The sequence below is a fragment of the Streptomyces sp. NBC_00846 genome (assembly GCF_045207325.1).
Classification (GTDB): Bacteria; Actinomycetota; Actinomycetes; order Streptomycetales; family Streptomycetaceae; genus Streptomyces.
The window spans coordinates 2,961,068-2,984,327 of record NZ_CP108846.1 but is presented as its reverse complement, the minus strand read 5'-3'; the positions used below and the strand labels follow the sequence as shown (position 1 = coordinate 2,984,327).

Annotated in this window: 19 protein-coding genes; 10 read left to right on the top strand and 9 right to left on the bottom strand. The window is 70.0% G+C overall.

What is annotated here, in order from left to right:
• Positions 1–77: 77 nt before the first annotated feature.
• The 8 genes from OG936_RS13715 to OG936_RS13680 all read right to left on the bottom strand — a co-directional run bounded on the left by OG936_RS13715 (position 78) and on the right by OG936_RS13680 (position 9,140).
• Positions 78–230: a hypothetical protein gene (locus OG936_RS13715; protein ID WP_406494892.1), complete on the bottom strand. Its 153-nt coding sequence runs from the start codon at positions 228–230 to the stop codon at positions 78–80.
• A gap of 618 nt (positions 231–848) precedes the next feature.
• Positions 849–1,700 carry an EamA family transporter gene (locus tag OG936_RS13710; RefSeq protein WP_406494891.1) on the bottom strand — a complete coding sequence of 284 codons (852 nt, stop codon included), beginning with the start codon at positions 1,698–1,700 and terminating at the stop codon, positions 849–851.
• On the bottom strand, positions 1,697–2,194 hold the full coding sequence (locus tag OG936_RS13705) for a YbaK/EbsC family protein (RefSeq protein WP_406494890.1): 498 nt from the start codon (positions 2,192–2,194) through the stop codon (positions 1,697–1,699). Before OG936_RS13705 ends, OG936_RS13710 begins: the two co-directional genes overlap by 4 nt.
• 97 nt (positions 2,195–2,291) lie before the next feature.
• Positions 2,292–3,938 carry a penicillin-binding transpeptidase domain-containing protein gene (locus OG936_RS13700; RefSeq protein ID WP_406494888.1) on the bottom strand — a complete coding sequence of 549 codons (1,647 nt, stop codon included), beginning with the start codon at positions 3,936–3,938 and terminating at the stop codon, positions 2,292–2,294.
• A gap of 64 nt (positions 3,939–4,002) precedes the next feature.
• Complete coding sequence (locus OG936_RS13695) at positions 4,003–5,445, bottom strand: IS630 family transposase (protein WP_406494887.1); 1,443 nt, start codon at positions 5,443–5,445, stop codon at positions 4,003–4,005.
• A gap of 211 nt (positions 5,446–5,656) precedes the next feature.
• Positions 5,657–6,088 carry a hypothetical protein gene (locus OG936_RS13690; RefSeq protein ID WP_406494886.1) on the bottom strand — a complete coding sequence of 144 codons (432 nt, stop codon included), beginning with the start codon at positions 6,086–6,088 and terminating at the stop codon, positions 5,657–5,659.
• 295 nt (positions 6,089–6,383) lie between these two features.
• Complete coding sequence (locus OG936_RS13685) at positions 6,384–6,779, bottom strand: VOC family protein (protein ID WP_406494884.1); 396 nt, start codon at positions 6,777–6,779, stop codon at positions 6,384–6,386.
• Between the two features lie 594 nt (positions 6,780–7,373).
• The gene (locus OG936_RS13680; protein ID WP_406494883.1) at positions 7,374–9,140 is read right to left on the bottom strand and encodes a dolichyl-phosphate-mannose--protein mannosyltransferase; all 1,767 of its coding nucleotides are present in this window, start codon (positions 9,138–9,140) and stop codon (positions 7,374–7,376) included.
• Positions 9,141–9,355: 215 nt separating this feature from the next.
• On the opposite strand from OG936_RS13680, the gene rsmI reads away from it, so the two are divergent.
• The 6 genes from rsmI to OG936_RS13650 all read left to right on the top strand — a co-directional run bounded on the left by rsmI (position 9,356) and on the right by OG936_RS13650 (position 14,266).
• The gene (gene rsmI, locus OG936_RS13675; protein WP_266746683.1) at positions 9,356–10,234 is read left to right on the top strand and encodes a 16S rRNA (cytidine(1402)-2'-O)-methyltransferase; all 879 of its coding nucleotides are present in this window, start codon (positions 9,356–9,358) and stop codon (positions 10,232–10,234) included.
• 177 nt (positions 10,235–10,411) lie between these two features.
• Positions 10,412–10,795: a hypothetical protein gene (locus OG936_RS13670; protein ID WP_383757821.1), complete on the top strand. Its 384-nt coding sequence runs from the start codon at positions 10,412–10,414 to the stop codon at positions 10,793–10,795.
• A 59-nt stretch (positions 10,796–10,854) separates the two neighbouring features.
• Entirely contained in the window at positions 10,855–11,721 is an 867-nt protein-coding gene (locus OG936_RS13665) for a TatD family hydrolase (RefSeq protein ID WP_406494881.1), read from the top strand.
• A gap of 121 nt (positions 11,722–11,842) precedes the next feature.
• Positions 11,843–12,367, top strand: a complete 525-nt coding sequence (locus OG936_RS13660; protein ID WP_406494879.1) for a ubiquitin-like domain-containing protein — start codon at positions 11,843–11,845, stop codon at positions 12,365–12,367.
• 79 nt (positions 12,368–12,446) lie between these two features.
• Positions 12,447–13,376, top strand: a complete 930-nt coding sequence (gene rsmA / locus OG936_RS13655; RefSeq protein WP_406494877.1) for a 16S rRNA (adenine(1518)-N(6)/adenine(1519)-N(6))-dimethyltransferase RsmA — start codon at positions 12,447–12,449, stop codon at positions 13,374–13,376.
• Positions 13,373–14,266 (top strand): 4-(cytidine 5'-diphospho)-2-C-methyl-D-erythritol kinase, encoded by an 894-nt coding sequence (locus tag OG936_RS13650; RefSeq protein WP_406494876.1) that lies wholly within the window; start codon positions 13,373–13,375, stop codon positions 14,264–14,266. The genes rsmA and OG936_RS13650 overlap by 4 nt, the downstream gene beginning before the upstream one ends.
• Positions 14,267–14,294: 28 nt before the next feature.
• Here the strand turns inward: OG936_RS13650 and OG936_RS13645 are convergent, their stop codons facing one another.
• Positions 14,295–14,927: a lipoprotein gene (locus OG936_RS13645; RefSeq protein ID WP_406494875.1), complete on the bottom strand. Its 633-nt coding sequence runs from the start codon at positions 14,925–14,927 to the stop codon at positions 14,295–14,297.
• Between the two features lie 228 nt (positions 14,928–15,155).
• Here OG936_RS13645 and OG936_RS13640 point away from each other — a divergent pair, with 228 nt between their 5' ends.
• The 4 genes from OG936_RS13640 to OG936_RS13625 all read left to right on the top strand — a co-directional run bounded on the left by OG936_RS13640 (position 15,156) and on the right by OG936_RS13625 (position 23,149).
• On the top strand, positions 15,156–16,970 hold the full coding sequence (locus tag OG936_RS13640) for an ABC-F family ATP-binding cassette domain-containing protein (RefSeq protein ID WP_406494873.1): 1,815 nt from the start codon (positions 15,156–15,158) through the stop codon (positions 16,968–16,970).
• A gap of 123 nt (positions 16,971–17,093) precedes the next feature.
• Positions 17,094–18,962 carry a PQQ-binding-like beta-propeller repeat protein gene (locus tag OG936_RS13635; RefSeq protein WP_406494871.1) on the top strand — a complete coding sequence of 623 codons (1,869 nt, stop codon included), beginning with the start codon at positions 17,094–17,096 and terminating at the stop codon, positions 18,960–18,962.
• A 247-nt stretch (positions 18,963–19,209) separates the two neighbouring features.
• Positions 19,210–21,096 carry a PQQ-binding-like beta-propeller repeat protein gene (locus OG936_RS13630; RefSeq protein WP_406494869.1) on the top strand — a complete coding sequence of 629 codons (1,887 nt, stop codon included), beginning with the start codon at positions 19,210–19,212 and terminating at the stop codon, positions 21,094–21,096.
• A 106-nt stretch (positions 21,097–21,202) separates the two neighbouring features.
• A complete protein-coding gene (locus OG936_RS13625; RefSeq protein ID WP_406494868.1) occupies positions 21,203–23,149 on the top strand; it encodes a PQQ-binding-like beta-propeller repeat protein in 1,947 nt (648 codons plus the stop codon).
• Positions 23,150–23,260 lie beyond the last annotated feature (111 nt).

Sequence of the window (23,260 nt, the reverse complement as noted above, 5' to 3'; positions counted from 1 at the left end):
CGCGACCGGCAATGTTTGCCCGGAAGGAGCGTGCGTGCTGGGCGGCGCGACGAGGCAAAGCTTGCCGGGAGGGGGCACTAGCCGTTGGCCGTGGGGGTGTCGTTGAACGTCCGGCGCCACAGCCGGTCGGAGCTGGGCTGCGCGATGTTCAGGTAGAGGGTGTCCCAGCTGCCGTCGTTGTACCTGTTCAGGCTGAGGGCGAGGTCCTTGTCGACCACGGGCCGGTACATCCACCAGCCCGTGTAGCTGTCGCCGGCCTTCTCGGGGTACAGGCTCCACTTCTGGAGCTGTGAGCCGTCACAGGTCCGGACGACGACGGTGGTCCCTCGCTGCGGCGTCGGGGCGCTGGGCTGGAGGCACTTGTTCGCGGCCTCGTTCTTGACCGTGGTCGTGTACGTGTTGGGGGCATCCGCCTGCCAGGCCGAAAAGTCGAACTCCCACTGCTCGGTGCTGTACTTCCACGCGGGTCCCGCAGGGTGATGCCGGTGGCGCCTTCGGCGGTGCTGTTGTTGAGCAGCGCCAGGCGGCTCCCGTCCATCTTGTTGATCAGGTCCCGGTTCGGAGCGGGCTCGGCGGAGGCCGGCGCTCCGCCGGTCGCGGCGACGGCGGTCGCGGCCAGCACGGCCGCGGCGAGAGCCAGTACAGGGTGATTGCGCTTGGGCACGGGGGTGTCCCTTTCGGTGCGTGGACGTCCGCGAGAGCGAGACCTGCGCATCCAAGCAGTCCGAAGTCCTGACGAAACGGTCATGCTCGGGCGTACTGTCCCCTTTTCTCCCCATCGGATCCCTCACCGCCCGCACCGCCCCGACGTGCCGGTCGCAGGCCCGGAAACCGGGCACGTACCCCGCTCAACTCGTGTGCAGCATCAGCCCGATGCCGACCGCCATCAGCCCCGCCGCGGCGATGCGCGGTGTGCCGAACCGTTCCTTGAAGAACACCGTCCCTATGGCCGCGCCGACGATGATGGACGATTCCCGGAGCGCCGCGACCGGGGCCAGCGCGGCCCGGGTCTGGGCCCACAGCACGAGGCCGTACGCGGTCACCGACAGGGTCGCCCCCAGCAGCCCGCGTCCGGCGTACGGCTTGAGTGCGGGAAGGAGCGCGGACCGGCGCCGGTAGAGGGCGTACACCGGGATGGCGATCCCCTCCAGGATCATCAGCCAGGCGATGTATCCGAGCGAGGAGCCGGAGGCACGCACCCCGACCCCGTCCACCGTGGTGTACCCGGCGATGGCCAGGCCGGTCGCGAGGGCGGCCAGCAGCGCCGGCCAGTCCGGGCGCCTGCCGGAGCCGCGGATGCCCCAGAGCGCGAGCCCCACGAGCCCCGCCGAGGCCACCGCGATGCCCGCCGTGGCCCAGCCGTCGGGATGCTCACCGACGAAGACGGCGGCGAGGACGGTCACCACCAGCGGTGCCGTGCCCCGGGCGATCGGGTACATCTGGCCGAAGTCGCCCAGGGTGAACGAACGCATCAGCAGCAGCATGTACGCCACGTGCAGCGCCGCCGAGACCAGCAGGTAGGGCCAGGCCCCGGCGGCCGGGAACGGGACGAAGCCGGCCGCGGCGGCGCCGATCAGCAGTCCGCCCCCGGAGATCAGGGTGAAGGAGAGGAGCTGATCCTTGATCGCGTGCGCGATCGCGTTCCAAGTGGCGTGCGTGACAGCGGCGATCAGGACGGCGAAGGCGACCAGGGGTGTCACGCGGACTGCTCGCGCACATCCACCACGGTTCCACCGGCGTGCCCGATCAGGGTCTTGGGGGCGAGCGGGAAGACGGTGTGCGGGGTGCCCGCGGCCGCCCACACCACGTCGTGGTCCAGCAGTCCGCGGTCGGCCAGCACCCGGGTCGTTGTACGGTGCCCGAAGGGCGGTACGCCACCGATCGCGTACCCGGTCGTCTCCCGGACCAGCTCGGCCCCGGCCCGCTTGACCTTCGCGGCACCCAGCTCCGCGCGGACGAGCTCGACGTCGACGCGCGAGGAGCCGTCCATCAGGACCAGGACCGGCACGCCGTCGGCCTCGAAGATCAGGGACTTGACGATCTCGCTGAGCTCGCAGCCGATCGCGGCAGCGGCCTCTGCGGCGGTACGGGTGGCTTCCGGGAACCGGCGGACCTCGACATCGAGGCCCAGCTCCCGCAGGGCTTCGGCGAATCGGGGGTGGGCTTCGGCGGCGGTGGTGTCGGGAGTGCTCATGCCCTGCACGCTAGCGAACGCGCTACGGGGCGCGCGACGGGGTTCCGCGCGTGCCCCGAACCGTCCGTTCACACGTGAAGCCCTGCGGGGCGGTGCCTCACGACCCCGCTTGCAGCACTGCCGCCACCACCGGGCCTGCCGCGTCGCCGCCGTGGCCGCCGGACTGGACGACCGCCGCGGCGGCGAGGTCGTTGCTGAAGCCGGCGAACCAGCTGTTGGACGTGGCCTGGCCGTCGACCTCCGCCGAGCCCGTCTTGGCGCCCTTGTCGCCGCCGACCGAGGCCATTGCGGCCTTTCCGGTGCCCCAACTCGCGGTCTGGCGCATCATGTTGGTGACCTGCTGGGACGCGGACGGGGAAAGCGACCGGGAGGCGGTGGCGATCGGCCGGCCGTCGAGGTCCCGGTCGACGAGGATCGGCTGGCGGAAGGTGCCGTTCTTCGCGGTGGCGGTGATGGACGCCATGTTGAGTGCGTTCATCTGGATCGTGCCCTGACCGATGTACTGGGCGGCCGCCTCGCCACCGGTGGCCTCGGGCACGCTGCCGTCGAAGGTCACCACACCGGTCTGCCAGTCCAGGCCGATGCCGAAGACGTCGCGGGCCTCCTTGGCGAGCGCGGTCTCGTCGTCCACCTCGTCGATCAGCTTGATGAAGGCGGTGTTGCAGGACCGGGCGAAACTGGTGGTGAGCGTGGCCGTGTCCGGGAGGGAGAAGTGGCCCAGGTTGTGGAAGGTGCGGCCCTGCCACATCACGTCCTTCGGGCACTCGACCGGACGGTCGGCCGCCGCGACGCCCTTCTCGATCAGCATCGCCGCCGTCACGATCTTCATCGTCGACCCGGGTGCCTGCTTGCCCTGCATCGCCGTGTTGAAGCCGGTGGCCGGATTGTTGGCGACCGCGCGGATCGCGCCCGTGGACGGCCGGACTGCGACCACCGACGCCTGGCTGAACTTCTTCACGGCCGTCTCGGCCGCCGCCTGGGCGTTCGCGTCCAGGGTGGTCTGCAGCTTGCCCGGTCTGCCCTTGGTGAGGGTCAGCAGGGTCTTGTCCGGCCTGTCCGCGTTCTCGCTCTCGATCCAGGTCTCGATACCGGCCGTGCCGCCGGCCTTCGCCCCGTACTTGTCGCCCAGTGCGTCCAGGATCGGCCCCAGGGAGGGGTACTTCTCCTTGGTGAGCACCCTGCCGTTGCGGTCGACGGCCTCGATCGACGGCGTCGACGCCTCACCCGTCTTCAGCGACGCACCGGCCGTCAGTTGCGGGTGGATCACGGCGGGGGCCCAGTCGACCAGCGGCCGGCCGGTGGTCAGGCCGCGCACCACGGTCAGTTCGGAGGAGTACGACCAGGGCTTGGACTTCCCCTTGAACGACACGGTCGCCTTCACCGTGTAGGGCACCTTCGTACCCACCGCCGGGCCCGGAGTGATCACCGCGGCGGTGACATGGGCGCTCTCGCGGTAGCCGCTCAGGGCCGGTTCGGCCTCGGTCGCGTTGTTGGTGAGCTGCGATGCGACGGCCGCGTCCCCGCTCGCCCAGGCCTTGAGGAACCGCTTCGTCGTGTCATCGATCTCCGCGGCGGTGACCGGCCCCGTCTTCACCTCGGCGGAGGCGGACTTGCCGTCCGTACCGTCGCCGCCACCCTCACCGCCGTTCAGCCCGTCCAGGACGTTGTACGCGCCGTAGCCCACCCCGCCGACCACGACCGCGAACACGCCGCCGACTATCGCGACCTTCACTCCACTGCGCATCCGTCAGTCCCCCCTCCCCAGGAGTTCCCCTTGAACGTGTTCAAGGGGGAAGCTGCTGGGCACCCTACGGGACTGCGGTGACAGTCGAGATGGTTGTTATCGGAACGGGATGCGTGTGGCATGAATACAGCGGTCGAATCATGGTGCACCCTCCTAAATCCAGGTATCCAGCCACATCCGGTCCCGCCAGGACCCGTCGGGAATGGGCGTTCCCGTGTGGATGGGTCAGAAATGAATGGGGAGGGCTTTGCCTCGCCGCAGTCCCGTGCCGTGGGCGGAGGCTATGGTCTGGCCATGGGACCGGCGGGGGGAAATTCCGGGAGCCGATGGGCCACCGTGGCCAGGACTCTGATGAAGCGTCCGTGGCTCGCCTATGGGTTGCTAGCGGGCCTGCTGGACCTAGTGTCTCGTGATCCTGATTGCGCCATTTCGCGTTGTTATTGACGAGTTTCTTCATGTTGGTCTGGACGAGCCGGACCTTGGCGAGAACTTCGTCGGCGGTCGCGGTCCAGGTGAAGGGTTTCGCCGCCTGATTCCAGGAGCTGATGTAGTCGCGGATCTGCTTGACCAGGACGTTGACGCTCGAGAACGTCCCGCGACGGATCGACTGCCGGGTCAGGATGCCGAACCAGATCTCGATTTGGTTCAACCAGGAGGAGCCGACGGGAGTGAAGTGGAAGTGGATATGCGGGTTCTTGGCCAGCCACGCCTTCACCTCCGACGTGGTGTGCGTGGACAGGTTGTCCAAAACGACGTGAATCTCCTTGCCCGCGTGTGGCTTCACCGCCTTCTTCAGGAAAGCCAGGAAGGTCGCGCCGTTCCGGTTCGGCCTGCACTCACCGATGACGTCCCCGGTGCCGACGTCGAGGGCGGCGAACAGGTTCGTCGTGCCATGCCGCACATAGTCGTGGGTGCACTTCTCGGTGGCCGCGAATGCCACGGGCAGCACCGGCTGGGTCCGGTCCAGCGCCTGCACCTGCGTCTTCTCGTCGATCGACAGCACCACCGCGCCGCCCGGAGGGTCCAGATAGAGACCGATCACGTCGGCGACCTTCTGCGCGAACGCCGGGTCCTTCGAAATCTTGAAGGTGCCCGACCGGTGCGGCTTGAGATTTTCCTCCCGCCAGATCCGCGCGATGTAGTGCCAGGACACGGTGACGTCCTCAGTCCGCTTCAGGTACTTCGCCAACTCGCGTGTGGACCAGTGCGAAAGACCAGTACCGTCCGGCGGCGTCATACGCGTCAGCGCAATCACCCGAGCCCGTACCCGTGCCGGCACTTGCTCCCGGGCCCCGCCGGGCCGGTCGCCTTCCAGCCCGGCGGGGCCGTGCTCGGCATAACGGCGCTTCCAGCGGTCCACCGTCGGCAGCGACACCCCCAGCAGCTCGGCGATGTCCTTGCGCCGACGCCCCTCAGACGACCACAGCACGATCCGGCCCCGCATGGCTATATCCGCAGGCACGTCCCGACTGCTTACCAACTCCCGTAGCTCGGCGGCCTGTTCCACAGAGAGCTCCATGCCCATAGAACGAGACACACAAGATCCGGCGGCCTGACGCCGGACGGCGGACACCGGACGTCGGCCGGCCCGAGAGGGGCGATACCACCGGCGTCCCAGCCGAAAGCCCCGGCCGCCGCGGAATCCACCGCGGCGGCCGGGGCTCACCCGGCGAGGGAGACGCGACCCGTCAGACGCAAGCCGTCATCGGACGCGAGCGTCAGGAGGTCACGGTCTTGGTCTTCGAACAGTGGGACGCGACGCCGCCCTTCGTCAGGCAGGCCCACATGATGTACTGATGGCCTTCGGGCAGGTTGCCGCTCTTCCACGCGGTGTAAGGCGAATCGTGGCCGGAGGTGCTGACCACACGTTCGGGGATGCTGCCGTCGGGCGCGCTCAGATGGGCGACGACGCCATATCCGTCGGCGGTGGCGTCGAAGGCGCCGAGGGTGTCCCCCGTCACGCCACAGCCGGGGTTCGCACTCCACAGGGCGGAGCCGGCCCACTTGCCGGCGTCGTTGAAGACATCGACGGACGGGTACCCGCAGGTCTCGTCCGTCGCGGCGGAAGCCGAGCCGGATGTCGCGGTGGCGAGGCCCCCGGCCATCACGAGACTGGTCAACGCGACGCCTGCCTTACGAGCGATACGCATGATTACCCCCTTGAACACCGCCAGGATCTCCGGCGGCGGCACTCAGTATGGAATGCGGGGGCGGAGCAGAGCAATGATCTTTCCGGCGGTGGATCAGGGCCGGACAGGCCCTCTAGTGTCTCGTGATCCTGATTGCGTCATTTCGCGTTGTTATTGACGAGTTTCTTCATGTTGGTCTGGACGAGCCGGACCTGGGCGAGAACTTCGTCGGCGGTCGCGGTCCAAACGAGACACACAAGATCAAGTAACGCCGACAGGATCACGAGACACTAGCGGAGTCGTAGTCGCGCTTGGGCTAGATCGGGCCCTGGTCGGTCCAGATAACGCCCTTGTTGCGGCACAGGCAGAAGGGGTGGCCGATCGGGTCGGTGTAGACCTGCCAGCCGTAGCCGTTGGGGCCGATGAAGTCCTGCCTCAGCGTCGCGCCGAGGTCGAGGACGCGGCGCTGCTCGGACTCGATCTCGTCCACTTCGAAGTCGAGGTGGAACTGCTTGGGGTGCTCGCTGTCGGGCCACTGCGGAGCGCGGTAGTCGTCCACCCGGATGAATGCCAGCTCGATCTCGCCGAACTGGATGCCAGCCCAGTCCTCGGAGCTGCCTTCCTTGATCGGACGGCCCGTCACCTCGGAGTAGAAAGCCGCCAGCTTCATCGTGTCCGGGCAGTCGATAATGAAATCGGTGAGTCGCAGCATCCCGCGATCTTGTCACAAGCTCACACCCGACTTCGAGACAGGCCCTAAGCAGCTCCGCTGAGGTGCGGGAACAAAAAGTTCCTGGGGGCTTCGCCCCCAGACCCCGTTCACCAGGGGCGGCCAGTTTTGTACCGCAGGTGCGGATCAGCAGCGGAATTCGGCGGAGCCGCTTAGGTCTAGCAGAGCGTCAGTGCCCGTCCGGCTTAAGAGCCTCCTGTCGAGGGGCGCTACCCGAGGCTTTTCAGTGGCGGAGGGCTGCCTCTTGGCGACCACCCGCAGGCCGCTCGCGGCGGGGACCGGGGCGGGCCTGGTGCGCCAGAGTCGTCCGCCCGGCGGGCGGTCCTTTCAGCTCTTCCTCTCTGACCCGCACCCGGCCCCGTGGCGGGACCTATTGGCCAGGGGCGAGGGGGAGAGCGGGCCTGAGCACGCCATCGCGATTTCCTGGCAATGGCGTAGCGGGATGCACTGCCCGTTGGGAAGGCCCCCGGGCCGCCTGTGGGCCGTCCGAGGGCGACCAATGGGCACCAATGACGGCCAACAATCACCAAGAGGCCGCAGTCTCGATAACTGCGGCCTCTTGGTGCTCTTGCCCAGCTAGATCCAGGTGTCCAGCCACATCCGGTCCCGCCAGGAACCGTCGGGGATCGGAGTCCCCGTGTAGATCGGCCAGAAATAGATGAAATTCCAGATGATCAGCAGCACCAGTACGCCCGCGGCGACAGCCCCCAGCGTCCGCCGCCGTTCGCCCGATGCGTCGCCGGTCACCAGGCCGAGTTCCCGCCGGGGGCCGCTCCCCGCCGCCGGACCCAGCATCGCGCCGATCATCATCGTGACCGCCAGACACAGGAACGGTACGAACACGACCGCGTAGAAGAGGAAGATCGTCCGCTCCTGGTAGAAGAACCAGGGCAGCCAGCCCGCCGCCACGCCGCAGGCGATCGCGCCCGCCCGCCAGTCGCGCCGGAAGAACCAGCGCCACAGCACGTACATCAGGGCGAAGCACGCCGCCCACCACAGCAGCGGCGTCCCGATGGCCAGCACCTCGCGGGAGCATTTGCCGGTCTCCGATGCCGCGCAGCCCGGCTGTTCCTGCCAGAAGTACGAGACGGGCCGGCCGAGCACGATCCAGCTCCAGGGATTGGACTGGTAGGTGTGGCCGGAGGTCAGATTCACATGGAATTCGTAGACCTGGTACTCGTAGTGCCACAGGCTGCGCAGCCAGTCCGGCAGCCACGTCCAGTTGCCGCCCCTGCCGTCGGTCTGCGCCCAGTTCCGGTAGTAGCCCTTGTCGGTGACGATCCACCCGGTCCAGGACACGAGGTACGTGAGGATCGCGACCGGGACCGTGGAGACGAACGCCGGCAGCAGATCGCGCTTGAGTACCGCCAGGTACGGCCGCACCGCACCCGCGGTCCGGCGCGCGCCCACGTCCCACAGCACCGTCATCAGACCGAAGCCGGCCAGGATGTACAGGCCGTTCCACTTGGTGGCGAAGGCCAGCCCCAGCATCAGACCGGCTGTCAGCCGCCACGGGCGCAGGCCGAGGCGCAGATTCTCCGCGACCCCGGCATCGGGGCGCAGCACACCCTCTTCGTCGACCGGCAGCGCCGCGGCGAGCCTGCGCCGCGCCCAGTCGCGGTCGATCAGCAGCGCACCGAACGCGGCCAGCACGAAGAACATCAGTACCAGGTCGAGCAGCGCGGTGCGGCTCATCACGAAATGCAGGCCGTCGACGGCGAGCAGTGTGCCCGCCAGGCAGCCAAGGAACGTCGAGCGGAACAGCCGCCGGCCGATCCGGCACAGCATCAGCACCGACAGCGTGCCGAGCACCGCGACCATGAACCGCCAGCCGAAAGGCGTGAAACCGAAGAAGTGCTCCCCGAGCCCGATGATCCACTTGCCGACCGGTGGATGCACCACATAGCCCGGGTCCACCGGAACGTGCACCCTCGGCGGATCGTCGAGGATGAGCTTGTCGATGTCCTTGGGCCAGTTGCCCTCGTAACCCTGGTTGATCAGCGCCCAGGAATCCTTGGCGTAATACGTCTCGTCGAATATCAGCGCGTGCGGGCTGCCCAGCTTCCAGAACCGCAGCACCCCCGCGACCAGCGCCACCAGCAGCGGACCACCCCAGGCGGACCAGCGCACCAGGCGCCCGGCCAGCGGCGGGGAGATCCCGAGCACCGCCCACAACCGGGCGCCGGGCCGGGTATACGGCGGCACCAGCCGTTCACGCAGCCCGATTCCGGGCCGCGTCGCATGGCCGAAGCGGCGTAGCCGCTGTTGCCAGGAGGCGGGCTCTTCGCCGTGCGGTTCCCCGGCGTCTTGACCCTGCTGGGCCTCGGGCGCAGTACTCGTCACCGCGCCATCGTAGGGAACGTGTCTGTGCCAGTGCCCATCCCAGCAAGCTTTGCCCCGTCGCGCCGCCCAGCACGCACGCTCGCGGCGTCGGCCAAAAGCCTTGGCAGCGCCGCTACCAGGGCTCCGGCCGCCTTGCGATCGCACGCACTGGACGACGCTCCCTCCGGGCAAACACTGCCGGTCACGGCGCGAGCGCTGTCGCCCGTGCTGGGAGGATGGCTCATGTGACTGGAACGACTGGAACGCTGGTACTCGCAGGAACCCCCATCGGCGATGTGGCGGACGCTCCGCCACGCCTCGCCGCCGAACTGGAGACGGCCGATGTCGTCGCCGCCGAGGACACCCGGCGGCTGCGCCGCCTCACCCAGGCGCTCGGCATCCACACCACGGGGCGGGTCGTCTCCTACTTCGAGGGCAACGAGTCGGCCCGTACGCCCGAACTCGTCGAGGCACTGACCGGCGGCGCCCGCGTCCTGCTGGTCACGGACGCCGGGATGCCGTCCGTCTCCGACCCCGGCTACCGGCTGGTGGCCGCGGCGGTGGAGAAGGACATCAAGGTCACCGCGGTCCCGGGCCCGTCCGCGGTGCTCACCGCTCTCGCCCTGTCCGCGCTGCCCGTCGACCGGTTCTGCTTCGAGGGCTTCCTGCCGCGCAAGGCGGGCGAACGGCTCGGCAGGCTGCGCGAGGTCGCCGACGAGCGCCGCACCATGGTCTTCTTCGAGGCCCCGCACCGGCTCGACGACACCCTCGCGGCGATGGCCGAGGTCTTCGGCGCCGACCGCCGGGCGGCCGTGTGCCGGGAGCTGACCAAGACGTACGAGGAAGTGAAGCGCGGCCCGCTGGGCGAGCTGGCGGCCTGGGCGGCCGAAGGCGTACGCGGCGAAATCACCGTCGTCGTCGAGGGCGCGGCCGACTCCGGACCCGGGGAACTGGACGCCGCGGAGCTGGTACGCAGGGTGCGGGTGCGTGAAGAGGCGGGGGAGCGACGCAAGGAAGCCATCGCCGCCGTGGCCGCCGACGCGGGACTGCCCAAGCGCGAAGTCTTCGACGCGGTCGTGGCGGCAAAGAATGCGGAGCGAACCGGCCCCGCATAGGTCAACGAAATGATCTCGTAAGCAAAGCGGGAGTCGCGCACCGGGCCTTTCTGCCACGAGTTGGCCAAAACCGCTCCAACACTCGTTACGGTCCGATGCGCTGCCGCTGGTAAGGGCGTCCACTGGACCAAGGACGCATTCTCCGGAATGTCCGTCCGGCGGACCAAAGGAGCAGGCATGAGCGAGATCACACCTACCACCGTCCATGAGGCGTATGCCTTCGCCTGCATGAAGTGCGGACACGGCTGGGAACAGGCCTACGAGATAGAGCACCACGTCGACGGCTCCAACAACGACTACGTCATATACAAGGCGAACGGGGAGCGGGTTCCCTCGCCCCTTTCCCGGCCCAGCTGCGTGAACTGCGACGGGCACGTGGTCCGGATCATGGGGGCCGGCCGGGTCTCGGCCGTCCAGAATCTGCTCCACACGCCCCGGCCCACGCGGCCGCCTGTCGAGGGCATCGGCGCCCAGGGCGACGAGGCCATGGCCGCCGCACCCGCGGGCGCGCAGCACCACTGGCACCTGTCCGACCTGCTGCACCCCTTCCACCGCAAGTAGGGCCGTCCGGCTTCCACCGCCGGTGAGGCGCCCGGCGCGGTCCTCGTACGATCGTCGTCATGAGCCGTACCGAAGCCCCGCCGCTGCCCGAACCCCTCCGGGTGCCGGTCGCCGATTCGCACACCCACCTGGACATGCAGGACGCGACCGTCGAGGAGGGCCTGGCCAGGGCCGCGGCGGTCAACGTGACCACCGTGATCCAGGTGGGCTGCGACGTGGCCGGTTCTCGCTGGGCGGCCGAGACCGCCGCCGCGCACGCGAGCGTGCACGCGGCGGTCGCCCTCCACCCCAACGAGGCGCCGCGCATCGTGCACGGCGATCCCGAGGGGCGGTCACGGCAGGGGGCGCGCGAAGGGGGCGGGACAGCGGCGCTCCACGAGGCGCTCGCGGAGATCGACGCGCTGGCCGCACTCGACCACGTACGCGGTGTCGGCGAGACCGGGCTCGACTACTTCCGTACCGGCCCCGAGGGCATGGCCGCGCAGGAGGAGTCCTTCCGCGCCCACATCGAGATCGCCAAGCGGCACGGCAAGGCGCTGGTCATCCACGACCGCGAGGCGCACGCGGAAGTGCTGCGCGTCCTCGCCGAGGCGGGCGCCCCCGAGCGGACCGTCTTCCACTGTTACTCCGGCGACGCCGACATGGCCCGGACCTGCGCGGACGCCGGGTACTTCATGTCCTTCGCGGGCAATGTCACCTTCAAGAACGCCCAGCCGCTGCGCGACGCGCTGTCCGTCGCGCCGATGGAACTGGTCCTGGTCGAGACGGACGCGCCGTTCCTGACCCCCGCCCCGTACCGCGGACGGCCCAACGCGCCGTACCTCATTCCGGTCACGCTGCGTGCCATGGCGGAGGTGAAGGGCGTGGACGAGGACGCCCTGGCGTCGGCCATCGCCGACAACACCGCTCGCGCGTTCGACTACTGAGTCGTACGTACCCACCCGTTGGTGACGGTACGCGGTCGAGCCGGTTTGGTGAGTCACCGATGCTCCGCTATTGTCCCGGGCGCCATCAGGCGAGCCGGCCGATCGGATCCTCTGGAGCATCGTGAGCAACTCGAAGGGCAGTCACCGCGCGGCACGCGGCAGTGGGCGTACGGCGGTGGCGCGCCCGCCCGCCCCGCTTCCCGCCGCCGCCCCCGCGTCCGTCCCGCTCCATGAGCGGCTGACGCTCGCCGCCTGGGCGGTCCACGCCCCGACCGTCGTCGACCGGCCGTCGCCAGGGCGCCCGCCCGCCACCGGCGCCCCCGCCGCCCCCGGCGGCCGGGCGGTGGCGCGCCGGGCCGCCCGGCGGCACAGGGCCCCGGCCGGGCCCGAGAGCCTGCGCCGACTCGTCCCGCAGGCCCTCGTCGTCGCGTTCCTGGCCGGTGGCACCACGGCGTTCGTGGCCTGCGACAAGGCGGTGACGCTGGACGTCGACGGCAGGCCCCGCACCCTGCACACCTTCGCGGGCGACATCGACGAGTTCCTCGCCGACGAGGGCGTCACGCTCGCCGCCCGCGACAGCGTCACACCGGCCCTCGGCAGCGGACTCGCCGACGGCGACGAGGTCGTGGTCCGGCCGCGGAGGTAGGAGCCCGGCGCCCGGCCGGAGAAGCCGTGTGCGCGACGGGCGCGAGCCCCCGGTCGCGCCGCGGCCGTACGCTTACCGGGTGAGCACCACTGAGCCCGATGCCCTCCTGGGCCCCGCAGACATCCGCGAGCTGGCCGCCGAGCTGGGCGTACGCCCGACCAAGCAGCGCGGTCAGAACTTCGTCATCGACGCCAACACGGTTCGCCGGATCGTGCGGACGGCGGAAGTCCGCCCGGACGACGTCGTCGTCGAAGTCGGTCCCGGGCTCGGCTCGTTGACCCTGGCGCTGCTGGAGGCGGCGGACCGGGTCGTCGCCGTCGAGATCGACGACGTGCTGGCGCGCGCCCTGCCGGCCACGGTCGCCGCCCGGATGCCGGGGCGCGCCGACCGGTTCACGCTGGTGCACTCCGACGCGATGCTGGTGCGGGAGCTGCCGGGTCCGGCGCCGACCGCGCTGGTCGCGAACCTTCCGTACAACGTCGCCGTGCCGGTCCTGCTGACGATGCTGGAGCGGTTCCCGTCGATCGAGCGGACCCTCGTCATGGTCCAGGCCGAGGTCGCCGACCGGCTGGCCGCCCGGCCGGGCAACAAGGTCTACGGTGTGCCGTCGGTGAAGGCCAACTGGTACGCGGACGTCAAGCGGGCCGGGTCCATCGGCCGCAACGTCTTCTGGCCCGCCCCGAACGTCGACTCCGGTCTGGTGTCGCTGGTCCGGCGCACCGAGCCGATCGCGACGAGCGCGAGCAGGACCGAGGTCTTCGCGGTCGTCGACGCGGCCTTCGCCCAGCGCCGCAAGACGCTGCGGGCGGCCCTGGCCGGCTGGGCGGGCTCCGCGCCCGCCGCCGAAGCGGCACTGGTCGCGGCCGGGATCTCGCCGCAGGCCCGCGGCGAGGCGCTGACGGTCGAGGAGTTCGCCGCCATCGCCGAGAACAAGCCCGCCGAGAACAAGCCCGCCGGGAACGAGCCCGCCGGGAACGCCCGTAACGAGCCCTCCGGGAGGGGCGAGTGAGCGTCACCGTCCGCGTACCGGCCAAGGTCAACGTCCAGCTCGCCGTCGGCGCCCCGCGCCCCGACGGCTTCCACGACCTGGCCAACGTCTTCCTCGCCGTCGGCCTGTACGACGAGGTCACCGTCACCCCCGCCGACGAGCTGCGCATCACCTGCTCGGGCCCGGACGCCGCGAAGGTCCCGCTGGACGCGACGAACCTCGCCGCCCGCGCCGCGATCGCACTGGCCGAACGGCATGGCATCGCCCCCGATGTGCACATCCACATCGCCAAGGACATCCCCGTCGCGGGCGGCATGGCGGGCGGCAGCGCCGACGGTGCGGCCGCCCTGCTGGCCTGCGACACCCTCTGGTCCACCGGTGCCGGCCGGGAGGAGCTCCTCGCCATCTGCGCGGAGCTGGGCAGCGACGTCCCGTTCAGCCTCGTCGGCGGCGCGGCCCTCGGCGTCGGCCGCGGCGAGCGGCTGACCACGATCGATGTCGGCGGAACCTTCCACTGGGTCTTCGCGGTCGCCGACGGCGGGCTCTCCACCCCAGCCGTCTACGGTGAGTTCGACCGGCTCACGGTCGGTACGGACGTCCCGGATCCCGCCGCGTCCGCCGCACTCCTGGACGCGCTGCGGACCGGTGACGCCACGGCTCTCGCGGGCGCCCTGAGCAACGACCTCCAGCCCGCCGCGCTCTCCCTGCGCCCCTCCCTCGCCGACACCCTCGCCGCGGGCACCGGGGCCGGTGCCCTGGCCGCCCTGGTCTCGGGCTCCGGGCCGACCACCGCGTTCCTGGTGGCGGACGCGGAGTCGGCCCGGAAGGTGGCCGAGGCGCTGATCACCTCGGGGACATGCAGGAACGCACGGGCCGCGGTCTCCCCGGCGCCGGGCGCCACGGTCCTGTGAGCCGGGCCGGGCGGCGCCGCCCGGCCGGTCAGCCGAGCCGCAGGCTCTTCTTGGCCAGCTCGTACGCCGGGAGCATCGCCTCGTGCTCCTCGGAGTCCATCCCGCCCAGATGGACCACGACCGGCCCGTCCGGGGTGGCGACGGCGAAGGCCCGCTCCTTCTTGAGCTCGTCCAGCAGCTTGCTCCTGACCGTGTAGCCGACCTCGGCCGCGGCCAGGTCACCGGCCGTGGTCCCGGTGTACGTGACCTTTCCGGCGCCGTCCTCGTCGGCGATGAACGCCTCCAGGACCTGGCGCGGGGTGCGATCGGACTTCTTGCCCTGCCAGACCCGTAGATAACCGATGTTCCCCGCCGGCTTCGCGTCGATCTCGCAGACCATGGTGACCTGGCCCTGCACGCCGAGCGCGGCCCCGAGCTCGGAGTCCGGATCGACGTGGACGGCCTTCGGCCTCCACGATGCGGCAAGGTCGAAGGTCACGGGCAGCGGGCAGGCCGATCCGGAGCCGCCGACCGTGTCTCCCTCGACGGCGGTCTTCCCGGTCGCCTCGGCCTTCTGCGACGGCTTCCCGTCGGCCGGCTTCTCGCCCACGGCCCCCGCATCCTGCGACGCCGACGAGCAGCCGGCCAGCACAAGCGTCGCCAGCAGTGCCGCCGGAACCATGCCCCGCACCGGCCTTCGAACAGCATCGCGCACAGTGTCACGCACCGTCGAAGTCCCCACTGAAGTCCCCACTGAAGTCCCCGCCGAAGTCCCCACTGAAGTCCCCACCCCTGAGATGTTCGAAGATCTTCCGACCGGGGCCCCTGCCCCTTGATCGGTTGCCGCACGCTATCGCAGCCGCGAGCCGACTACCCTGGGACGTCGATCGATCCCCTGGGCAGGAGTGAAATGGCCGTCAATCTGGTCAATGTCGAGCAGGTCAGCAAGGTGTACGGCACCCGTGCCCTGCTCGATGGTGTGTCCCTGGGTGTGTCCGAGGGGGACCGGATCGGTGTCGTGGGCCGTAACGGCGACGGCAAGACGACGCTCATCCGGATGCTCGCCAGGCTGGAGGACGCGGACAGCGGCCGCGTCACCCACAGCGGCGGGCTGCGCCTCGGCGTCCTCACCCAGCACGACTCGCTCGACCCCGAGGCGACCATCCGCCACGAGGTGATCGGCGACCTCGCCGACCACGAGTGGGCGGGCAGCGCCAAGATCCGCGATGTGCTCACCGGGCTCTTCGGCGGGCTCGCCCTGCCGGGCTTCGAGCACGGTCTGGACACCGTCATCGCGCCGCTCTCCGGCGGTGAGCGGCGCCGCATCGCGCTGGCCAAGCTGCTCATCGCCGAGCAGGACCTGATCGTCCTCGACGAGCCGACCAACCACCTCGACGTCGAGGGCATCTCCTGGCTCGCCGGCCATCTGCGGGCCCGCCGTTCGGCGCTCGTCTGTGTCACCCACGACCGCTGGTTCCTCGACCAGGTCTGTACGCGCATGTGGGACGTCCAGCGCGGCACGGTCCACGAGTACGAGGGCGGCTACAGCGACTACGTCTTCGCCCGGGCCGAACGGGAGCGGATCGCCGCGACCGAGGAGTCCAAGCGGCAGAACCTGATGCGTAAGGAGCTGGCCTGGCTGCGCCGCGGCGCCCCCGCCCGTACCTCCAAGCCGCGCTACCGCATCGAGGCGGCCAACGAACTGATCGCCGACGTGCCGCCGCCGCGCGACACCAGCGAGCTGATGAAGTTCGCCAACGCGCGGCTCGGCAAGACCGTCTTCGACCTGGAGGACGTGACCGTCCAGGCGGGCCCCAAGACGCTGCTCACCCATCTCACCTGGCAGCTGGGCCCCGGCGACCGGATCGGCCTGGTCGGGGTCAACGGCGCGGGCAAGACCTCGCTGCTGCGGGCGCTCGCCGAGGCGGCCCGTACGCAGGGCGACACCCAGCCCGCCGCCGGGAAGGTCGTCGTCGGCAAGACCGTCAGGCTCGCCTACCTCTCCCAGGAGGTCCATGAGCTGAACCCGAACCTGCGGGTGCTCGAAGCGGTGCAGCAGGTACGGGACCGGGTCGACCTCGGCAAGGGCCGGGAGATGACCGCGGGCCAGCTGTGCGAGCAGTTCGGCTTCTCGAAGGAGAAGCAATGGACCCCGGTCGGCGACCTCTCCGGCGGTGAGCGGCGCCGGCTCCAGATCCTGCGCCTGCTGATGGACGAGCCGAACGTCCTCTTCCTCGACGAGCCCACCAACGACCTCGACATCGAGACCCTGACCCAGCTGGAGGACCTCCTCGACGGCTGGCCCGGGTCGATGATCGTGATCTCCCACGACCGGTTCTTCATCGAGCGCACCACGGACCGGGTGATGGCGCTGCTCGGCGACCGCGCGCTGCGGATGCTGCCGCGCGGGATCGACGAGTACCTGGAGCGCAGGCAGCGGATGGAGGAGGCGGCCACCCCCTCCGCCGCACCCGCGGCCAAGGAGAAGGCCGCGCCGGCCGCGACCGTCTCCCCGCAGGCCGCACGCGCGGCGAAGAAGGAACTGCAGAAGGTGGAGCGGCAGCTCGACAAGATGTCGACACGGGAGACCGCGCTGCACGCCCAGATCGCGGACAACGCCACGGACTTCGAGAAGGTGGCGAAGCTGGACGCGGAGCTGCGCGAACTGGTCGCGGAGCGCGATGAGTTGGAGATGCGCTGGCTGGAACTGGCCGAGGACGCCTGATCGCTGCGGTGCCTTCGGTGTGACCGGTGTGACCGGTGTGGTCTGTGGGGCGGGTGGTAGAAAGAATGCTCGCCCGGCGCAGGTACAGACGCCGGACCGGTCCGCACGAAGGGGGACGTGCTGATGACCCAGCCGCCCGGCCAGCAACCGCCGCAGGGAGACTTCGGGGCCCCGTACGATCCGCCGCCGGGGCCGGTTCAGCCGTCCTCGCCCCCACCCGGATACGGCTCCGCGCCGCCGCCCGGCCAGGCCGCAGGGCCGTACGGCACGCCCGTACAGCCGGGGCCGTACGGTGTTCCGCAGCCCGGTCCGTACAACGCGCCGCCGCAGCCGGGACCGTACAACGTTCCCGCGCAGCCGGGTCCGTACAACGTTCCCGCGCAGCCGGGTCCGTACAACGCGCCGCCGCAGCCGGGACCGTACAACGCCCCCGCGCAGCCGGGACCGTACAACGCCCCCGCGCAGCCCGGTCCGTACGGCCACCCGCCGCAGTCGCAGCCCGGATTCGGCCCGCAGTCACAGCCGCGGCCCGGTGGCGGAGGGTTCTTCCGGGGTCGACGCGGAGCGGTCATCGGTGGCGTGCTCGCGGTGGTGCTGCTGGCCGGCGGTGGCATCTGGTTCGCCAGGAGCGGCGACGACGCGTCGAAGCCCACGGCGAAGGCGAGCACCGATCCCGGGCCGAGCTCCTCCGGTGACGAGGGCGACGGCAAGGCCGGGGACCCGAGTCCGGGCACGCGCGACCTCCGCGCGGAGGCCGACGCGCTCAACGCCCAGCGCAAGCCGGGCGAGGCGAAGGTCCTCTGGATCCAGGAGGGCGGCGTCGATGTGCCGCGCAACGGCTCGGACGTGTACGGCCCCTGGACCGTCGGCGACACCATCGTCAAGGCCATGTTCCACACGCTCTCCGGTTATTCGGTCACCGACGGTCGCCAGAAGTGGAGCCTTCGCATGCCGTCGAATCTGTGCGCGGCGCCCTCGCAGGCCACCGCCGACGGCAAGATCGTCCTCGGGATCAAGTCCGGCCACGGGGACCGGGCGTTCTGCGACGCGCTCCAGATGGTCGACCTCACGACCGGCAAGGCCGGCTGGCACAAGACCTACAGGCGCCAGGGCGTCTGGGACGAGCTCTCCCACGTCGCGATGGCGATCAACGGCGACACCGTGACCGTGGGGCGCACCACCAGGACGGATGCTTTCCGGGTCAGTGACGGCAAGGTGCTCTTCGGGAAACTGCCGGGGAACTGCCAGCCGTTCGGCTTCGCGAGCGGTCCCGTGGCGATCGCCGCCACCAGCTGTCAGACGGCGGCCGACGACCACAAGGAACAGCAGGTGCAGCGGATCGACCCGGTCACCGGAAAGGTCCAGTGGACGTACAAGGTCAAGAAGGGCTGGCAGGTAGCGCAGTTCTACTCGGCGAACCCACCGGTCGTCTCGCTGAAGCAGGACGACAAGTGGGCCATCCTCGTGCTCAATGAGAACGGCACCTACCGCTCCCAACTGGTCGGTGGCACCGAGGACTACGTGACGGAGTGCGACGAGGAGCTCCTCACCGACGGCAAGAGTCTCGACAACTGCCTCGGCGTGACGGCCGACGACCGGGCGGTCTACCTGGCGACGAAGCCCGACCCGGCGGCCCGCCATCCCACCAACAAGGTCGTGGCCTTCGACCTGAACACCGGTCGGACCAAGTGGAAGGCCGCGGCGCCGGCCGGTCAGACCATGATGCCGATGCGGATGGAGGGCGGCAGGCTGCTGATGTATGTGGCGGCGGAGAAGAACAAGGGCGGCGGTATCGCGTCCCTCCCGCCCACGGGTGGCACACCGCAGATGGTGCTGCGGCACCCAGCGGCGGCCTCCGCGGTCGAAAGGGACTTCTCCCTTTCCCGGGTCGTCTATGCGAACGGGCGCTGTTTCCTTGCGCAGGCGAGGATCAGCGGGATCGACGACGAGGCGGAGAAGTCGATGAGGTCGATCGTGGGCTTCGGCAGCTGACGGTCCGAGGCGTAACGGCGGCATCACGGGCCGGTTCTCCCTTGGGAACAGGGGGCGGACCGGCCCGGTGGGCGGGGAGTTGCGGGTGGTACAAAGAAGCCCCGCTCGACTGTCGTGACACTGCGGGATCCATGCCCGATTCGCTCCTTTCCGCGGAGTTCACGGGGTCTTGTCGGACCCTTCGAGCTCTGCGGAATCGCGGGGGAGACCGGAACGGGCACCGGACCGCACGAAGGGGGACGTGCTGATGACCCAGCCGCCCAGCCAGCAACCGCCGCAGGGGGGATTCGGCGCACCGCAGGAGCCGCCGTCGGGAAATCCTCAGCCGCCCCAGGGCCCGCCCCAGGGCCCACCCCAGGGCCCGCCGCAGACCCCGCCGCCCGCGCAGCCCGGTTACGCCTATCCTCAGCCCCCCGGCCAGATACCCGGCCAGGCCCCCGATTACGGCTATCCCCAGCAGCCCGGCCCGTACAACCAGCAGCAGCCGGGCCCCTATGGCCAGCAGCCGGGTCCGTACGGTCAGGGGCAGCAACCCGGCCCGTACAACCAGCAACCCGGCCCGTACAACCAGCAGCCGGGCCCGTACAACCAGCAGCCCGGCCCGTACGGCCAGCAGGCGCAGCCCGGTTACGGCTACCCGCAGCAGCAGTACCCCGGCGCACCGGTCCCGGGAGGCCCCGGCGGTGGCAGCCTCTTCAAGCGCAAGCCCGCGCTGATCATCGGCGCCGCGGTCGTCGCGCTCCTCGTGATCGGTGGCGGCATCTTCGTCGCCACGAACGGGGGCGGCGACGACAAGAAGCCCGTCGCGGGGAAGAGCGACGACGCCAAGCCGAGCACCTCGCCCTCCGCCGACGAGGGCAACGGCAACGGTGACGGGGACGGCCGCGAGAGCGACGACGACCTCAACGCCGGCCGCAAGCCGGGCGAGGCGAAGGTCCTCTGGCTGCAGAAGAACGACATCGACCTGCCGCGCAACGGCTCGGACGTGTACGGCCCCTGGGTCGTCGGCGACACCGTCGTCAAGGGCATGTACCGCAGCATTTCCGGCTACTCCGTGGTCGACGGGAAGCAGAAGTGGACGCTGAAGCTGCCCACCGACCTGTGTGCGGCGCCCTCGCAGACCACCACCGACGGCAAGATCGTCATCGGAATCAATAACGGCACCACCGACAGGGCGGTCTGCGCGGACCTCCAGATGGTCGACCTCAACACCGGTAAGGCCGGCTGGAAGAAGTCGATCAAGAAGAACGGCGTGTGGGACATAATGTCGGAGATCTCGCTCGCCATCAGCGGCAACACCGTGGCGGTCGGGCGCACCGGCAACTCCAGCGCGTACCAGGTCAGCGACGGCAAGGAACTGTTCGGTAAGCAGCCGGGCGACTGCCAGCCGTTCGCCTTCGCGGGAGGGCCGAAGCTGATCGCCGCCTCCAACTGCCGCACCGACGACGTCGACAATCCGCAGCACCAGGTCCAGGAGCTCGACCCGACCACCGGGAAGCCCAAGTGGACCTACCGGCCCAAGCGCGGCTGGGAGGTCGACCGGGTCTTCTCGGTGAGCCCGCTGGTGGTCTCCCTGAAGAAGGACAAGGAGTGGAGCATCCTCTCCCTCAAGGAGAGCGGATCGTTCCGCTCCGGGCTCGTCAGTGACAAGGGCGACAAGTTCGCGCCGGACTGCGGCGGCGCCTTCGCCTCCTTCATCAAGTCCCTGGACGTTTGCACCGGCGTCGCCGCCGACGCCAACACGTTCTACATCGCGACCTCGCCGGACTCCAGCGGCCTCGCCCGTACGAACAAGGTCGTGGCGTTCGACCTGAACACCGGCAAGCCCAAGTGGAAGGCCGCGGCCCCGGCCGAGCGCATGGTGAAGCCGCTGCGCATGGAGGGCGCCGACGTACTGCTGTACGTGGAGGCCGGTTACAACAAGGGCGGCGGGATCGCCACCCTCGCACCGACCGGCGGCGCCGTGAAGATGCTGCTGAAGCACCCCTTGTCGACGTCCCAGATCGAGAGCACCTTCTACGACACGAACATCGTCTACGCCGGTGGCCGTTCCTTCATCGCGAGCGGACGGGTCAGCGCGAGAAACGACAAGGAAGAGCTGGAGACGAAGACCATGATGGCCTTCGGCAACTGACGGCTCACGAAGACCTCTCACGGCGGGCGGCGGCCCGAGCCGCTTCGCGCTGCCGCTGCCCGCCCCGACTCACCGACTCTCCCTTCCCCCCCGAGGTACGTACGCCATGACGCAGCCGCCCCAGCCGCCCAACGAGCCGCCCCAGGGTGGGTTCGGTGCCCCGCAGGACCCCCCGCCGGGTGGGTTCGGTGCCCCGCAGGACCCCCCGCCGGGTGGGTTCGGCGCGCCGGCACCGCCGCCCGCCGACCCGTTCGGCAAGCAGCCGGCCACCCCGCCCGCGAGCGGATTCGGCGCCCCGCAGGCCCCGCAGCCCGCGGCCCCGCCGCAGCAGCCGGTTCCGGGTTACGGCTACCCGCAGGGTCAGCCGCCGCAGCCCGGTTACGGCTACCCGCAGGGTCAGCCGCCGCAGCCCGGTTACGGCTTCCCGCAGGCGCCCGTGCCCGGTCAGCCGCAGCAGGGGTACGGCTACCCGCAGGGCCTGCCGCCCGGTCAGCCGCCCCAGCAGGGGTACGGCTACCCGACCGCCCCGATGCAGCAGCAGTACCCGTCGCAGCAGAACGGGAACGGCAACGGGAACGGGAACGGCGGCAAGAAATTCAGCACCCAGATGCAGATCATCGTCGCCGCCTCGGTCGCCGTCGTGCTGATCGTCGCCGGTGGCATCTGGTACTCCTCCAGCGGCGGTGACGACGGCAAGAAGAAGAAGGAGGAGGCGTCCCAGACCGGCGGCGCCACCGCCGAGGGCAAGGGCGGCGGCCAGAGCGGCGCGGTCGGTGGCGGCGGAAAGGAGAAGGCACCGGCGGACCCCAGGTCCAAGGTCGCCTTCCAGCTGCCGCTGCCGAAGGTCACCGACACCACCAAGGTCGACGGTTCCTGGCTGACCGACAAGGCATACGTGAAGTCCGGTGTGAACGAGATCGTCGGCTACGACCTGGCCAAGGGGACCAAGCTGTGGTCCATCCCGCTGGCCGGCCAGGTCTGCGCCGCCTCCCGGCACATGTCCAAGGACTACAAGACGGCCATCGCCTTCGAGGCGGGCAAGCCGACCGCGGCCAAGAAGTACCAGCCGTGCAACCAGGTCGGCGCGCTCGATTTGAATACCGGCAAGCTGATGTGGAGCAAGTCGGTGACCGCCGCCACCAGCGGTGACGCGCCGGTCAGGTACGACGAGATAACGCTCAGCGGCACCACGGTCGCCGCGGCCGGCACCGAGGGTGGTGCGGCGTTCGACCTCAACACCGGCGCCGAGCGCTGGAAGCCCAAGGTCTCCACCGACGGCTGCTACGACACCGGCTACGGCGGCGGCGACGCGCTCGCCGTGGTCCGCAAGTGCGGTACGTACGAAGACCCGCAGCTCGTCATCCAGGCACTGAACCCGACGACCGGCGCCCCGATCTCCTCGTACAAGATGCCGCCCGGTGTCGGCTACGCGAGCATCGTTTCCACCAAGCCGCTGGTCGTCGCGGCCGACGTCGGCGACACCGCCGGTGACGGCAGCGGCATCTCGGACTTCTTCTCGATCGACGCCTCCACCGGCAAGCTGCTCACCAGGATCGCGGCGGACGGCGAGAAGTACGCCGCGCGGTGCCATTCCGCCGAGGTCGAGAGCTGCAGCCAGCTGGCCGTCGGCAACAACCGCATCTACGTGCCGACCGAGGCCCATGAGGGCACCGGCGAGTACGGCGACACCAATGAGATCGTCTCCTTCGACCTCACGACCGGCAAGCCGACCAGCGACCGGGCCGACGCGGGGGAGCGCTACACGATGTTCCCGATCCGCATGGACGGCGGCAACATCATCGCGTACCGGATGCCCCCGTACGACAAGGGCGGCCAAGTCGTCTCCATCGACGGTGCCACGTTCAAGCAGACGGTGCTGATGGAGAACCCGAGCGACCGGTCCATCCGCGAGGCGGAGACCAGCTTCACGCCGGACTTCTCCGAATTCCTTTACAACGAGGGGCACTTGTACCTGGCCAGCACCATGGCGAGTAAGCCCATGGGATCCCTGGACACGAGCCGCCGCCTGACGATCGCTTTCATCAGGGAGTAACTGCCCGCCGTATGCGCGGGGGTGGCGTCCGTTCGTCGGCGCCACCCCCGCACACGTCTACGGCCCGGACGCTGCCGTCGTCGAACGGTAATGGTCGACAGGCGGATCGAA

Bases quoted from the DNA above. Each gene is read 5' to 3' on its own strand.
- OG936_RS13700 (WP_406494888.1), bottom strand. From the start codon at position 3,938: ATGCGCAGTGGAGTGAAGGTCGCGATAGTCGGCGGCGTGTTCGCGGTC.
- OG936_RS13685 (WP_406494884.1), bottom strand. From the start codon at position 6,779: ATGCTGCGACTCACCGATTTCATTATCGACTGCCCGGACACGATGAAG.
- OG936_RS13705 (WP_406494890.1), bottom strand. From the start codon at position 2,194: ATGAGCACTCCCGACACCACCGCCGCCGAAGCCCACCCCCGATTCGCC.
- OG936_RS13715 (WP_406494892.1), bottom strand. From the start codon at position 230: ATGTACCGGCCCGTGGTCGACAAGGACCTCGCCCTCAGCCTGAACAGG.
- rsmI (WP_266746683.1), top strand. From the start codon at position 9,356: ATGGCTCATGTGACTGGAACGACTGGAACGCTGGTACTCGCAGGAACC.
- OG936_RS13690 (WP_406494886.1), bottom strand. From the start codon at position 6,088: ATGCGTATCGCTCGTAAGGCAGGCGTCGCGTTGACCAGTCTCGTGATG.
- OG936_RS13640 (WP_406494873.1), top strand. From the start codon at position 15,156: ATGGCCGTCAATCTGGTCAATGTCGAGCAGGTCAGCAAGGTGTACGGC.
- OG936_RS13645 (WP_406494875.1), bottom strand. From the start codon at position 14,927: ATGGTTCCGGCGGCACTGCTGGCGACGCTTGTGCTGGCCGGCTGCTCG.
- OG936_RS13630 (WP_406494869.1), top strand. From the start codon at position 19,210: ATGACCCAGCCGCCCAGCCAGCAACCGCCGCAGGGGGGATTCGGCGCA.
- OG936_RS13665 (WP_406494881.1), top strand. From the start codon at position 10,855: ATGAGCCGTACCGAAGCCCCGCCGCTGCCCGAACCCCTCCGGGTGCCG.
- OG936_RS13670 (WP_383757821.1), top strand. From the start codon at position 10,412: ATGAGCGAGATCACACCTACCACCGTCCATGAGGCGTATGCCTTCGCC.
- OG936_RS13625 (WP_406494868.1), top strand. From the start codon at position 21,203: ATGACGCAGCCGCCCCAGCCGCCCAACGAGCCGCCCCAGGGTGGGTTC.
- OG936_RS13635 (WP_406494871.1), top strand. From the start codon at position 17,094: ATGACCCAGCCGCCCGGCCAGCAACCGCCGCAGGGAGACTTCGGGGCC.